This window comes from Marinobacter sp. ES-1, assembly GCF_000475255.1.
Taxonomy (GTDB): Bacteria; Pseudomonadota; Gammaproteobacteria; order Pseudomonadales; family Oleiphilaceae; genus Marinobacter; species Marinobacter vinifirmus.
Genome location: NZ_AXBV01000064.1, coordinates 13,034 through 26,624, shown reverse-complemented (window position 1 = coordinate 26,624; position 13,591 = coordinate 13,034). Strand labels below are relative to the sequence as shown.

Genomic DNA, 13,591 nt, shown 5'->3' with positions numbered 1-13,591 from the left:
GGTATGCACATTTGCCATGTAAATCTGGCCGGGGGCTTCTCCGGTGGCGAACGACAGACGGTTAACCTGATCCGGGAGCTCGCTGGTCAGAATATTTGTCAAACGCTGATAGCGCGGCCGGGAAGTCGTCTTTTCAGTGAGCTGAAGGGCACCCCTAATCTCGGGGTTCGGGAATGCTCCCACTTTGTTCTCGGGCATAGTGGAGGTGGCTGGGACCTGGTTCATTGTCACGATGGCAAGGCGGTATACTGGGGCTGGATTGAATCCGTCGTTCGCGGAACGCCTTATATTATTACAAGGCGCGTTGACAACCCTATTGGCAGTGGTCGGCTGACTACCAGTGCCTATAGTCGGGCGCAAACAGTGGTGTGCCTGAGCTCCGCTATCCGGCGCATTGTCAGCCAGCGCTTGGAATCTGCCAATACCGTTGTCATCCCATCAAGTTTTTCCGCATTTCCTGCAGAGCCTCGGCGTGTGAGAGCAATACGAAGCCAATATCCTGGCAAACGGCTCGTGGGGCAGGTTGGTCGATTGCTGAAGCACAAGGGATATCAGGTCACGATTAACGCTGCACGAAAGTTGCTGGACTCCGCCCCGGACCTGCATTTTGTGTTTCTGGGTGAGGGCCCTGATGAAGATTGGCTCAAAGAGCTCGCGGAGGCCTTGCCGAACATCAGCTTTCTGGGTCATCGGGACGATGTTGGGGACTGGTTGGCTGCGCTGGACGTTTTTGTGTTCCCGTCGCTCTCAGAGGGGCTGGGTTCCACCATCCTGGAAGCCATGCAACATCGGGTGCCTGTGATCGGCGCGAGCGCCGGAGGCATACCGGATCTGATCAAGGATCGCGAAAATGGGCTTTTAGTACCTGCCGGCGACTCTGAAGCTTTGGCCTCTGCCATTCAGGAATTGCTTGAAGAGCCAGCTCTGGCGGAAGGCTTGGCGACCAAGGCACTTGAGGGCCTGAAAAACTTCAGCCCTGAAGCTATCGGTCGTCGCTACTGTGAGCTCTATCGCAAAGTTCTGGCCGAGCGCAACTGATAGCTGGTTACTGACAAATCTGTCCGGGCTTATAAGGATTCGGATTCCCCGGTGGCCGGTGCCGCATACGTTTGTACTCCCACTGGTACTGCTCAGGGGCCATTCGTACCACCTTTTCCACGGATTGATTCAAGGCGGTGGCGCCGGCCACTGCATCATCGGCACCAATGCCAGGCTCCGCCGGAGTGACCAGAATCTTGAAGCCTTCGCCGTTGGGCAGGCGTTGGGCGTAGGTAACCAGCACGTTGGCTCCGGTTTTCTGAACCAGTTTCCCTACCAGTGTCATGGTCATCACCTCCATGCCGAAAAAGGGCGCGTAGGCGTTGGTTTTGCCACGGGGTGACTGGTCCGGGAGAATGCCGGCTACACCGCCTTCCTTCAAAATGCCCATCAGTCGCATCAGCCCTCTACGGTCGCCGCGCACCAGTTCGGAACCAAGGCGTCCTCTCACCCGAATCATATAATCCTCGAATTCCTTGATGTGCGGAGGGCTATAGAGCGCTGCCATTTTGTAGCGGGAGGAGAAAAACAGGCCGGTCAGCTCCCAGTTGCCCAGGTGCGGCGCGAGCAAGATTAAGCCTTTGCCCGTCGCCAGGGCTTCGTCAACCAGTTCCAGACCCTCGGTTTCCTTGATCAACCCAAGGCACTTCTCTACGGGCCATTCCCACATCAGGGGAATTTCCAAAGCTGTCATGCCTGTGTGAGCCAGAGAAGCCCGGGATAGTTCCTGGCGTTCCTTTTTCGTAAGTTCGGGCAGACAGATTTCCAGATTGATGTCGGTAATCTTCCGTGGCCTGCCGCCTAGTTTCCACGCCAGGAGCCCAGCCCAGTTGCCGATGAATTGAGCGGTTCCCAGCGGTAGAAGACTGACAAAACGTAACAGGCCAGCGATCAGGTAATACTTAAGTTTGCTCATGCTTTGCCGTACCGATCCTTAAATCTCACAATATCGTCTTCACCCAAATAAGATCCGGATTGTACTTCGATCAGTTCCAGATCGATCACACCGGGGTTTTCCAGGCAATGGATCTGGCCGACCGGAATGTAGGTGGATTGGTTTTCCGTGACCAGATAGGAATCGTCGCCGTTGGTGACTTTGGCCGTGCCGCTGACCACAATCCAGTGTTCTGCCCGGTGGTGGTGCATCTGGACAGATAGCTTGGCGCCGGGCTTCACGGTGATGCGTTTCACCTGGTAGCGGTGGCCGTTATCGATAGAATCATATACACCCCAGGGCCGGTAAACTTCCCGGTGGTTCATGTGTTCGTGCCGGCCATCGTTTTTGATGGCTTCCACGATTTTCTTCACATCCTGAACCTGGTCTTTGTGGGCAACCAGTAGGGCGTCTTTGGTTTCGATGATCACCAGGTCTTTCACGCCCACGGTCGCCACCAGGCGGTTGTCTGCCCGCACCAGAGTGCTTTCAGTGCTGTGGGCGATCACGTCGCCGGAGAAACAGTTGCCATTGGCGTCTTTCTCACTCACTTCCCACAGGGCAGACCAGGAGCCGATATCACTCCAGCCTGCATCCAGAGAGACCACGGCGGCGTTGTCGGTTTTTTCCATTACGGCGTAGTCGATGGAGTCTTCCGGGCATTCGGCGAATACACTCTCGTTCACACGGGTGAAGTGCAGGTCTTCACTGGCATCATCCAGCGCAGCCTGGCAGATGGCGAGGATATCCGGGCGGTGTTTTTGCAGTTCCTGAAGGTAGGTGCGGGCGCCGAAAAGGAACATGCCGCTGTTCCAGAGGTAATCACCGGATGCGAGGTATTTTTCCGCAGCTGTCTGGTCGGGCTTCTCTACAAACCGGCTGACGCTGAAACTGTCGTCGGCCAGTATTGGGCCTTGCTGAATGTAGCCGTAAGCGGTTTCCGCATGACCGGGTACTATGCCGAAAGTCACCAGCTTGTTCTGCTGAGCCAGGGGCACGGCCTTCTGGATGCAGCTCTGGAACGCGGCGATGTCCCTGATCAGGTGGTCTGCGGCCAGGACCAGCATCAGCGGGTTCTGGTTTTCATCGATGTTTTTAACCACTTTCAGTGCTGCCAGAGCGATGGCCGGTGCCGTGTTGCGCCCACAGGGCTCCAGGATAATTCGGGCATCTTTGTAGCCCGCCTGGCGCATTTGCTCAGCCGCCAGAAATCGGTGCTCTTCGTTGCAGATCAGGAGTGGGTCGGCCGACTCCATGCCGTCCAGCCGGGCTACGGTCAACTGCAACATGGATAGATGTTGGTCCGTCAGTTTCAGGAACTGCTTGGGGTTCAGTTGCCTGGATAACGGCCAAAGGCGCGAGCCCGTCCCTCCGGCCATAATGACGGGGTAAATCATGTGTTTGCTCCACGCGTAGCTTTCGGTCAGCATTAGCCTTTTCTGATGGCCAAATATTATCATAGGTGCGCTAACTCGGCAGTGTTTGGGGCCGAGTAGGGGCCAGTTTGCGGGTGTTTATGATGAAACTGCCGTTATCGGTTTACTACATCACGTTGAATGAAGAGGAAAGGCTGCCGGAATCTCTTGAGAAGGTGAAGGAATGGGCTGGTGAAATCATCGTTGTTGATTCGGGAAGCACAGACCGAACCTGTGAGCTAGCGGAGGCCGCAGGCGCCCGGGTGGTTTATCGGGAATGGGAAGGCTTTGCGAGCCAAAAGGCCTTTGCCGCCAGCCTTTGCGTGAATGACTGGGTGCTTGATCTGGATGCTGATGAAGTGCTTTCCGATACGCTGGTGCGCAACATCAAGCAGCTGTTCTCCAAGCCGATCTCTCCGGATGTCGCTGGCTATCGTATGCGCTGGGTTTTGTCGTCCCCCAACCCGAGGCACCCTTTTCGGCATGACAAGTCCAAGAAGATCCTGCGGCTTTACAACCGGAAACGGGCTGCGATCCATGCCGAAAAACACAGTAACGATGACCGGCCTAGAGTGCATACGGGTAGTGTGTTGGAGCTCAAAGGCGATGTCTTGCACAAGACATTGATCTCTCTGGAGCAGATGGAAAGAAAATACACTCAACTGTCCAGCGAGCAGGCCCGGTTCCTGTATGGGAAGGGCCGGCGAATTTCGACCCCGCGTTTGATGGTCGAATTTCCTTTGAAGTTTTTGAAGTATTACCTGATTCACCGCCAGGTATTGAATGGCTGGTTCGGGTTCAGTGTTTCTGTTGTGGCCGCTAACCGTAATTTCATGCGATTGGCGAAGGCAAGGGAGCTGCAGATGCTTGAGGGAATCAGTCGTTCCGGTGGCGAGGAGCGGTAAGACGCTCTCACAGGTACTATTCGGCTTGATACACTCTGACGGTTGCCTCTGCCATGCCCCTGAGCGTGAGATGTGTCTGCGCATAGTCAAATGCGGATTGCTCAGATTCTTGAAGACCACCCAGGTTGTTCAGTGCGCTAGCGATCACGTCGGCGATAGCCTGAGCGGAAATGTCCCTGGCGAGCGCGTTGTCTGGAAGCAGGTCGACACTGCCTGACACCGGGGTTGAGACAACCGGCAGCCCGGCCATCAAGGCTTCGATCAACACGTAAGGAAACCCCTCCCGCCTTGAGCTGATGATCATCATGTCGGCGTGGGACAATGTCGACGCCAGTGTTGTTTGGTGCCCTGCCATCGTCACAGCGTGTCTCAGGCCTTCATCGTCAATCAGCCGCTGCAGGTTTCTGGCTTCAGAGCCATCACCAAAGATGGTGAGGCGTGCCGTCGGAAAACGGTCATGTATCATGCTCCATGCCTGAATTAGCATATCGAAGCCCTTTACTGCCTCCAGTCTCCCAGCAGCAATGACGTTCGTTGTTTCGGGGAGTGGATAGTTGCCTTGAGGCGATTTAGGAGTTTCCTTCCGGATTCCATTGTAAATCAGATGACGGGACGGGTGACTCAGGCCCTCGTAGATCGACCCGCTGACGGCAATGACTTTGTCCAGCAGAAGGAAAGGGCGAAGGTTTGATTTGCTTCCGTGAATAGTCCCTACGGTTTGCCAGGTCTGACGAGGCAACCTGCCCAGTATGAGGGCAGCTTTATTGCCGTGGGCGTGGGCGACATCAGGAGAAACCCGCTTCAATATCCGGGAAACGCACCAACGAAGCCAAGGGTTGTTTCGGCTCAGCTTCATCGGGCACGGGTGAAACTCGGCGAATGGGAAGTGCGAGCGGTAGTCGGGATGGGCGATTATGTGCACCTCGTGTCCGATGCCCGTGAGGGCTTCCGCCAGGTCCGCCACATGTTTTTCCATGCCCCCCCAGGCACTACCAGGCGTTGCGAATATCAGGGCGACCTTCAAACCGGTTTTCCGTTCAGGGCTTGTTGATAAACCCGAAGCGTAGCCTCCGTCTGCGCCCGCAACAAAAACCGCTCCGGCAACTCAATCTCCGGCCGGGGCTTATCCAGCAGTCCCAGCACGGCACTGGCAAACGCCCCGGTATCATCTGGTGTAACCAGCCCTTCCCGAAAGCAGGCCTGCAGGGTTTCTGCGGCGCCGCCACGGTTGTAGGCCACCACCGGTGTGCCGGACGCCAGGGCTTCGGTTACTGTCCGCCCGAACGGCTCAGGCTTGGTGGACATATGGCAAACCACATCGGCCAGCAGATACAGGTTGGTCATGTCATTGCGCTGCCCCAGGAAGGTGACCTTGTCGGTCAGGCCCAGGCGGCTGCGTTCTTTTTCCAGCTCTTGCAGAAATCTTTCCTTACCGGGCTCTGCGCCGCCAACGATGATGCCGTGACAGTCCGGCCGTTGGCGCACGATTCTGGCCATGGCTTCCATGAAATGCAGCTGGCCTTTCCAGCGGGAAATCCGGCCGGGCATCATGATGATCTTCTTGCCAGCCAGTTGTGGAAACCGCGATAGCAGGATATCAAGCCACTGGTCGTTGATGGCGCGGTTGCGGAAGGCGTCAATGTCTACGCCGCGCTGGATTACTGTCAGTTTGTTTTCCGGAACAGGAAAGTTTTCCAGTACGTAGTCCCGGACACAATTGGAAACCGCAATCACCTGGTCTGCCCTGGCCATGATGGCGCTGTACGGATTTACGGAATACATGCCGTGGAAGGTTGAGACTATGGCCGGGTGTTCGTTCCGTGGCAGTGTTTTCAGGGCCAGGTGGATAATCCATGCGGGCATCCTTGAGCGCACGTGCACGATATCTGGCTTGAGCTCTTGCAGCAGTTTGCGCATTGGTAAAACCTGCCCGAACGAGGCGGGTGTTTTACGGTGAATTGGCATGTGGATATGGGTCGAGCCCTGGCCGCGAACCTGTTCGGCCATTGGTCCACCGTTGGAGACCACGAATGACTGATGGCCGCGTTTGACCAGTTCTGCCGCAAACTCTACGGTGCCACGTTCCACGCCACCGCTGTACAAGGCGGGCAAGGCCTGCAGTATTTTCACGGTCGTTGCTCCTTGTCTTGTCTGGGCTGGAGAAGGCGGGGAAATCGTTCGATGATCCAGCGCGCTGCTCTGTCGGCTTCCCATAGCCTCGGGTGTTGTGGCCGGTGTTCTGCCATTACGCTGGCATGGTCGCTCCAGTGGGCGACCAGCCCCAGCCGGGCTAAGCGGCTAATGCCATTAACCACCCGGCTGCTAGCCCGGGGGGGCAGGTCGAAAATGCCGGTAGGAACGCCAGAGGTGACGGCTTCACACACCATGGACATGCTGTCTGGCGTTACCCAGACAGCCCGGGAGGTTGCCAGTTGGTGCTTCAGCCAGTCGTCGTAGGTCTGGCTGTGGTGAACAACCAAGATGTTTTCGTTTTGAAGTTCCGTCAGTCTCCGGTAAAAAGCCTCCGGTGTGCGCCGGGAATCGCTGATGGTCCAGTGCCACCGGGGGTATCGGGCAATCAGGTCGCTGATCTGCGAGGTGATTGTGTCGTTGTTCCAGTCAAAGTGTTCCGAGGGACCACCGACGAGTATGAGTGCGTTGGGCTTGCCGGTCAGTTCGGACAGCGGCGTGATTGCATTGATGACGCCCTCCGTGTTCAGCACGGTTTTTGAAGGTTTTACGTCGTCGTGGGCGGGAATGATGGCGCCATCTACCCAGTTAAGGGGAAAGGCTGGTTTCATCAGTACCAGTGTTTTTGCCTTGCGGTACCGGCGCAGGGCCAGTAGCAGCCGGTGAGTGCCGGAACCCGCCGCAACAATCAGGTCAGGTTGGGGCAAGGCCTTGTCCAGAGTGGGAGCGAGCCCGAGCAAAGCCCGCCAGAGCGGCACGGTGTAATCCGCAGCGTTTAACCAATACAGCTTTGCGCCCGTGAGTGCGCGCAAACGCCCGGCAAGGCCTCGCAACTGGTTGCGGTGGCCGGGTTTGTTGTCGGTAATCAGCCAGATGACCGGCGCCTGCGCATCGTCTTCCAAGGGACTAGCCTTTTTTCTTGCGTTTGCGGCCGTAGAAGCCGGGGTCGTCTTTGTCCGGCCGGGTTTTGAAGCGGCGGTGCATCCAAAGGTACTGATCCGGCGCCTTGCGGATTTCCTGTTCGATAATGGCGTTGATGCGTGTAGCATCTTGCAGGTCATCGCCGGTCGGGAAATTTTCCAGCGCCGGCTGGAAATAGATGTCGTAGCCCGGTGTGTCTTCGCGGCGGAAGTGGCTGAACGGCACTACCTTGCATTTGCTGCGCTCCACAATCCGGGACGTGGCGGTAATGCTGCCGGCCGGAATGCCGAAGAAAGGGGCAAAAACGATGTCTTTGCGGCCGTAATCCTGGTCGGTGGCGTACCACACAGCGTGGTTTTGCTTCAGGCACTTGAATAAGCTGCGCAGGTCTTTGGCGCCGAGCACTGTGCCATAACGCCGGCCCCGGGCCCGGGTCATGACGGCGTTCATCAGCGGGTTGTTGTGGTCCCGCTGCATCACATCCGCGTTAATAAACTCGGTTACCAGGCTGCCGCCCAGATCGAGTGTGCTGTAATGACCGCCCAGAAGCAGCACACCGTGGCCATCTTCGAGGGCCTTCTCAAAATGTTCCAGCCCGTGCACCTGCGTGATACCGGTCAGTTTGGCCGGATCCCGGAACCAGGCGATGCCCAGCTCCATTACGCCAATGCCGTTGGCGATGAAGGCGTTACGTACCAGCGCACCTTGCTGCTGCTCGTTGAGTTCCGGGAAGCAAAGGCGGATGTTGGTCTCGGTAATATGCCGACGGCTTTTAGCCAGCTTCCAGGCGGCCAGGCCGATCACCTTGCCCAGCCACCATTGAAAGCGGATAGGTAACTGCGCAGCCAGCCACATCACCGCAATGCCCAGCCAGGTTGGCCACCAGCGGGGATGGCGGTAAGCTGAATAATCGGTGTTTCTGGGGAGTTTGCGGTACTTCTTTTTCAAAATCGTGAATCCTGCATCGACAAACGTTTTACCGGGGGGCAAGATGCCCGTCCACAGCAAATTTATCCCTATGATAACGCACTGTTTTGCCGGGAGTCCTGCGTGTTCCAGTTTATCTATTCCCTGCTGATCCGGCTCGCCCTGCCGTTTATCCTTGTCCGGCTCTGGTGGCAGGGCCGCAAGGCGCCGGCCTTGAGGCAGAACTGGCAGCACCGGCTGGGACTGGTGCCCGAGATGCACGGGCCGGTTATCTGGGTTCACGCAGTTTCCGTGGGTGAAACCATTGCTGCCGGCCCCATGGTCCGGCGCCTGCTGGCCCGTAACCTGGGTGCGACCATCCTGATGACTGCCATGACTGATACCGGGCTGGCCCAGGCCCGGAAGATGTTTGGTGACAGGGTAGCCTATGCCTACGCCCCTTACGACACGCCCGGGGCTATTCGGCGCTTCCTGAATCGGGTTAACCCCCGCATCCTGGTGATCATGGAAACGGAAATCTGGCCCAATATGATCCGCCAGTGCCGACACCGTCATGTGCCTGTTTTTCTGATCAATGCCCGTCTGTCTGAACGATCTGCCCGGGGGTATGAACGGGTTCGGGGCGTGGCAGCACCTATTATCAAAAGCATCAGCTGGGTGGCTGCGCAAGCCGAAAAAGACGCAGAGCGGTTTCGCCGCATCGGAGTGGCTCCGGGTAATGTTGAGGTCACCGGCAGCGTAAAATTCGATGCGGATATTCCTGATGATGTCCGTGCGGCCTCTGTCAGCTTCCGAAAATCCCTGGGTGAGCGCCCCGTTTGGATTGCCGGCAGCACCCACACCGGAGAAGACGAGCAATTGCTGGCGGCTCATCGCCAGATTCTGGCTCAGCACGCCGATGCCTTACTCATCATTGTGCCCCGGCATCCGGAGCGGTTTGATTCGGTAGCTGAGATGACTCAAGGCGAGGGCTTTTCCGTGGTTCGCCGGTCAACAGGAGCATCTCCCGCTGGTGCGGAGGTGTATCTTGGAGACACCATGGGAGAGCTGATGATGCTTTACGGAGCCAGTGACCTCGCCTTCGTGGGCGGCTCACTGATCGAGCGGGGAGGGCACAATCCGCTGGAGCCTGCGGCCTGGGGCATTCCGGTATTCTCCGGCACTCATGTGTTTAATTTCGAGACAATTTATCAGCGCTTACTGGATGATCAGGGGGTCCAGTTGGTCGAAAATGCGGATGAGCTGGCGCGGGCGATCTGTTCACTGGTGGACGATCCGGAGGCGCTGAAGGCATACGGTGAGCGGGCTCTGGCGGTAGTCAACAAGAACCGGGGTGCGCTGGATAAGGTCGTGGAGGGTATTACGGAACGGTTGTAATTCCGGGCGCCGCACGGGCACCCGGAATTTTGCACGGTTAGCCCGCTTACTGCATCGGGTCGTCCAGTGTTTTTCCTTCTTCGGCCAGGGCTTCAATGCCCCGGGCGCCTTCGCTGAGCCAGTTGTTCAGATCAATCAGGTCCTGCGGGCTCAGGGTGCCTGCCGCCTGCTTCAGTTGCAGGGTGTTGATCACGTAGTCATAGCGGGCGTTGGCGTAATCCCGCAGGGCCACGTAGTACGCTCGTTCTGCATCCAGCACTTCCACAATGTTCCGGGTACCTACATCATAGCCGGCGCGGGTTGCATCCAGTGCACTGCGGCGGGAGATGATGGTCTGCTCAAGGGCAGAGGCTGTCTCCACGTTGTTGTTCACGGTCAGGAACAGGCTGCGGGTGTTCACCTGTACATCCCGGCGTGTAGTGTTCAGGTCCTGCTCGGCCACGGTTACCAGGGAACGCTGTTGGCGCACGCCGGCTTCAGTGCCACCGCCCATGTACAGGGGAACGTTCAGCTGCAGGCCGATGACGCCTTGCGTACCTTCTTGCTGGTTTGACTTGGCACCGTCCAGTTCTGACTCGCCGTAAGAGGCTACCAGGTCCAGGGTTGGCATGTGGCCGGACTTGGCTACTTTAAGGTTAGCTTCGCTGGCGTTCAGTTGTGACATGGCCGCCTGGATTGCCCAGTTCTGCTCCAGAGCAGTGGTTTCCCAGTCATTCGGGTTCATCGGCTCCGGACGGCCCAACGGGAAGTTCTCCCGCAGGTTTTCCAGGTCTTCCGCGTATTCACCGGTCAACCGGGCCAATTGTTCGCGCGCCACGTTCAGCTGGTTCTCGGCGGCGATGCGCTGGCTCTTGCTGTCGTCGTAGCTGGCGCGGGCCTCGTATACTTCGGTAATCGCAATCAGGCCTACGTCGAAACGCTCCTGGGCCTGTTCGTACTGGCGCTGGATGGCGGCTTCGGTAGCGCGGGCGGTTGTCACGGTATCCTGGGCCCGTAGCACGTTAAAGTAAGCAGTGGCTACATCCAGAATGAGCTGCTGCTGGGCCAGGTTGTACTGGGCCTGGGCGGCTTCGGTCTGGAACTGGCTGGCGTCGTAGCGGAACCAGCTGTCTGAACGGAAAATGGGCTGGGTCAGGCGCACGCCATACTCAAGCGACTTATAGCTGTCACCCGGGCCATTCTTGGCATCAAAGTCGATATGGTTGCCCTCGGCAAACGCACCAATCTGCGGCAACAAAGAACTCTTGCTTACATCACTGGCGGCCTGCTGGGCCTGGAACTGTGCCATGGCAGAGGCAATGCCGGAGTCGTAAGACAGGGCTTTCTCGTAGGTTTCCATCAGATCCAGAGCAAGCGCAGGCTGGGCTGCGAGCAGGGTGATCAATCCTGGAAGTAAACGTTTTTTCATTGGTTCTCCTGAAATACTGACTCCGGGAATCTGCCCGGCAATGACCCAAAGGTATTGGTTGACCATTATGGACAATAATCGTTCCCGTCTCTAGACTTGCTAAGTCCACGTATTTTGTGGACAAACGAATTCAGAATCGCGTCTTGACGGGGTGCTGATCTGCCGGAAATCGGCAGTCGGCTGAGATTGCAACGCAGAACCCGCGACCTGATCCGGATAATACCGGCGTAGGGATTAAGACCAGATGAACCGCGACACTAAGCCTGTAGGGCAATTTGTCGCAACTCCGTCATACGCGACCCGATACCACAAGACCATCCGGGAGCAGATCATGACGGACTTACTAGCATACCTCAGCGACTCCGCAAAAGTAGACTCCGCAGCAATCAAACCATTACCAAGCTCACGAAAAATATACGTGCAGGGTAGCCGACCTGATCTACGGGTGCCAATGCGGGAAATTACCGTGGGCGACACCCCCACCGAAATGGGCGGCGAAAAGAACCCGCCCGTGGTGGTATACGATACCTCTGGGCCCTACACAGACCCGGAAGCCACCATTGATCTGCGCAAGGGCTTGCCGCCGGTTCGCGCTGCCTGGATTGCCGAGCGGGGCGATGTACAGCAACTGGACGGCTACACCTCCGAATTCACCCGTCGTCGCATGAAAGACCCTCAGCTTGACCCCCTGCGGTTTATGGACGAGCGCAAGCCACTGCGCGCCAAGCCCGGAAGAAACGTATCCCAGATGCACTATGCTCGCCAGGGCATCATTACGCCGGAGATGGAATACGTTGCCATTCGGGAAAATATGAAGCTGCAGGAGGCCCGGGCCAACGGCTTGCTGGCGGACCAGCACCCCGGCCAGTCCTTCGGTGCCAACCTGCCGCCGGAGATCACCCCCGAGTTTGTTCGGGATGAAGTGGCCCGGGGCCGTGCGATTATTCCCGCCAACATCAACCATCCGGAAACCGAGCCGATGATCATCGGTCGCAACTTCCTGGTGAAAATCAACGGCAACATCGGCAACTCGGCGGTGACCTCGTCCATCGAAGACGAAGTAGAAAAACTGACCTGGGGTATCCGCTGGGGTTCCGACACGGTGATGGACCTGTCCACCGGCAAGAACATCCACGAAACCCGCGAGTGGATCATCCGCAACTCCCCGGTTCCCATCGGCACGGTGCCAATCTACCAGGCCCTGGAAAAAGTCGGCGGTGTGGCCGAAGACCTGACCTGGGAAATCTTCCGGGACACCCTGATCGAACAAGCCGAGCAAGGCGTGGATTACTTCACCATCCACGCGGGTGTTCGTTTGCACCACGTGCCACTCACCGCCAAACGCACCACCGGCATCGTCTCTCGCGGTGGCTCCATCATGGCCAAGTGGTGCCTGGCGCACCACAAGGAAAGCTTCTTGTATGAGCACTTTGAAGACATCTGCGAAATCATGAAGGCCTACGACGTCTCCTTCAGCCTCGGTGACGGCCTGCGCCCGGGTTCCATTGCAGATGCCAACGATGCGGCACAATTTGGCGAACTGGAAACTTTGGGAGAGCTCACCAAGATCGCCTGGAAGCACGATGTTCAGTGCATGATCGAAGGCCCTGGCCACGTGCCCATGCACCTGATCAAAGAAAACATGGATAAGCAGCTGGAATGCTGCGACGAAGCGCCGTTCTACACCCTTGGCCCGCTGACCACGGATATTGCCCCGGGCTACGACCACATCACCTCCGGCATCGGCGCGGCGATGATCGGCTGGTATGGCTGCGCCATGCTTTGCTACGTCACCCCGAAAGAGCATCTGGGCCTGCCCAATAAAGACGACGTGAAAACCGGCATCATCACCTACAAAATCGCCGCCCACGCTGCCGATCTCGCCAAAGGCCACCCAGGCGCCCAGATCCGCGACAACGCGCTGTCCAAGGCCCGCTTCGAGTTCCGCTGGGAAGACCAGTTCAACCTCGGCCTGGACCCGGACACCGCCCGCGCCTACCACGACGAAACCCTGCCCAAGGAATCCGCCAAAGTGGCCCACTTCTGCTCCATGTGCGGGCCGAAGTTCTGTTCCATGAAAATCTCGCAGGAAGTGCGGGATTACGCAGCAGAGCAGGGCATTGACGAAGTTTCGGCAATTGACGCCGGCATGGAGGCCAAGTCTCGGGAGTTTGTTGAGTCTGGCTCAAAGCTTTACGACAAAGTCTGACTCTTCAGTTTGCCCGCTCCTGGCCTGATAACTCTGGAGTTATGAGCAGGTCGGGCGTCTCTGTCCAGAAAACGCTCGGGCCATCCGTGGGCGCTTCTGTTCCGCCATCCATGGCTCCACAAATTTCTGGACAGAGACGCCCGACCTACTCAATCCAGCTTGGCAGTGATCGCATCTGAATGTGATGCTCATGCTGTGCGACGATGCACCAATTGAACCTGGTTTGGCAGACAACGTTTTGCACAGGAAACGGAGCGGGCCTGTCCC

General features: G+C 57.5%; 11 protein-coding genes and 1 riboswitch. Of the genes, 4 read left to right on the top strand and 7 right to left on the bottom strand.

All coding sequences use genetic code 11. From position 1 onward, the window contains the following. Positions 1-3: 3 nt before the first annotated feature. Positions 4-1,038, top strand: coding sequence for a glycosyltransferase family 4 protein (locus Q668_RS12290; protein WP_036219914.1), 1,035 nt, complete (start codon positions 4-6; stop codon positions 1,036-1,038). 7 nt (positions 1,039-1,045) lie between these two features. Here the strand turns inward: Q668_RS12290 and Q668_RS12285 are convergent, their stop codons facing one another. Further along, a complete protein-coding gene (locus tag Q668_RS12285; RefSeq protein WP_022989908.1) occupies positions 1,046-1,954 on the bottom strand; it encodes a lysophospholipid acyltransferase family protein in 909 nt (302 codons plus the stop codon). Continuing rightward, positions 1,951-3,369: a mannose-1-phosphate guanylyltransferase/mannose-6-phosphate isomerase gene (locus Q668_RS12280; protein ID WP_036219926.1), complete on the bottom strand. Its 1,419-nt coding sequence runs from the start codon at positions 3,367-3,369 to the stop codon at positions 1,951-1,953. Before Q668_RS12280 ends, Q668_RS12285 begins: the two co-directional genes overlap by 4 nt. A 119-nt stretch (positions 3,370-3,488) precedes the next feature. Here Q668_RS12280 and Q668_RS12275 point away from each other — a divergent pair, with 119 nt between their 5' ends. Further along, positions 3,489-4,292 (top strand): glycosyltransferase family 2 protein, encoded by an 804-nt coding sequence (locus Q668_RS12275; protein ID WP_227498357.1) that lies wholly within the window; start codon positions 3,489-3,491, stop codon positions 4,290-4,292. 16 nt (positions 4,293-4,308) lie between these two features. On the opposite strand, the gene Q668_RS12270 is transcribed toward Q668_RS12275, so the two are convergent. The 4 genes from Q668_RS12270 to lpxL are packed head-to-tail and all read right to left on the bottom strand — an operon-like array spanning position 4,309 to position 8,351. Next, positions 4,309-5,316 (bottom strand): glycosyltransferase, encoded by a 1,008-nt coding sequence (locus tag Q668_RS12270; RefSeq protein WP_022989905.1) that lies wholly within the window; start codon positions 5,314-5,316, stop codon positions 4,309-4,311. Next, positions 5,313-6,422, bottom strand: a complete 1,110-nt coding sequence (locus Q668_RS12265; RefSeq protein ID WP_022989904.1) for a glycosyltransferase family 4 protein — start codon at positions 6,420-6,422, stop codon at positions 5,313-5,315. Before Q668_RS12265 ends, Q668_RS12270 begins: the two co-directional genes overlap by 4 nt. Beyond that, positions 6,419-7,384 carry a mitochondrial fission ELM1 family protein gene (locus Q668_RS12260; RefSeq protein WP_022989903.1) on the bottom strand — a complete coding sequence of 322 codons (966 nt, stop codon included), beginning with the start codon at positions 7,382-7,384 and terminating at the stop codon, positions 6,419-6,421. The genes Q668_RS12265 and Q668_RS12260 overlap by 4 nt, the downstream gene beginning before the upstream one ends. 4 nt (positions 7,385-7,388) lie before the next feature. Next, on the bottom strand, positions 7,389-8,351 hold the full coding sequence (gene lpxL, locus Q668_RS12255; protein WP_022989902.1) for an LpxL/LpxP family Kdo(2)-lipid IV(A) lauroyl/palmitoleoyl acyltransferase: 963 nt from the start codon (positions 8,349-8,351) through the stop codon (positions 7,389-7,391). Between the two features lie 102 nt (positions 8,352-8,453). Here lpxL and waaA point away from each other — a divergent pair, with 102 nt between their 5' ends. Continuing rightward, entirely contained in the window at positions 8,454-9,707 is a 1,254-nt protein-coding gene (waaA, locus tag Q668_RS12250) for a lipid IV(A) 3-deoxy-D-manno-octulosonic acid transferase (protein ID WP_022989901.1), read from the top strand. Positions 9,708-9,753: 46 nt separating this feature from the next. Here waaA and Q668_RS12245 read toward each other — a convergent pair whose 3' ends face one another. Then, positions 9,754-11,115, bottom strand: a complete 1,362-nt coding sequence (locus Q668_RS12245; protein WP_022989900.1) for a TolC family outer membrane protein — start codon at positions 11,113-11,115, stop codon at positions 9,754-9,756. Between the two features lie 137 nt (positions 11,116-11,252). After that, a riboswitch (TPP riboswitch) is annotated at positions 11,253-11,366 on the top strand. Positions 11,367-11,446: 80 nt separating this feature from the next. On the opposite strand from Q668_RS12245, the gene thiC reads away from it, so the two are divergent. Then, positions 11,447-13,324 (top strand): phosphomethylpyrimidine synthase ThiC, encoded by a 1,878-nt coding sequence (gene thiC / locus Q668_RS12240; protein ID WP_036219911.1) that lies wholly within the window; start codon positions 11,447-11,449, stop codon positions 13,322-13,324. Positions 13,325-13,591 lie beyond the last annotated feature (267 nt).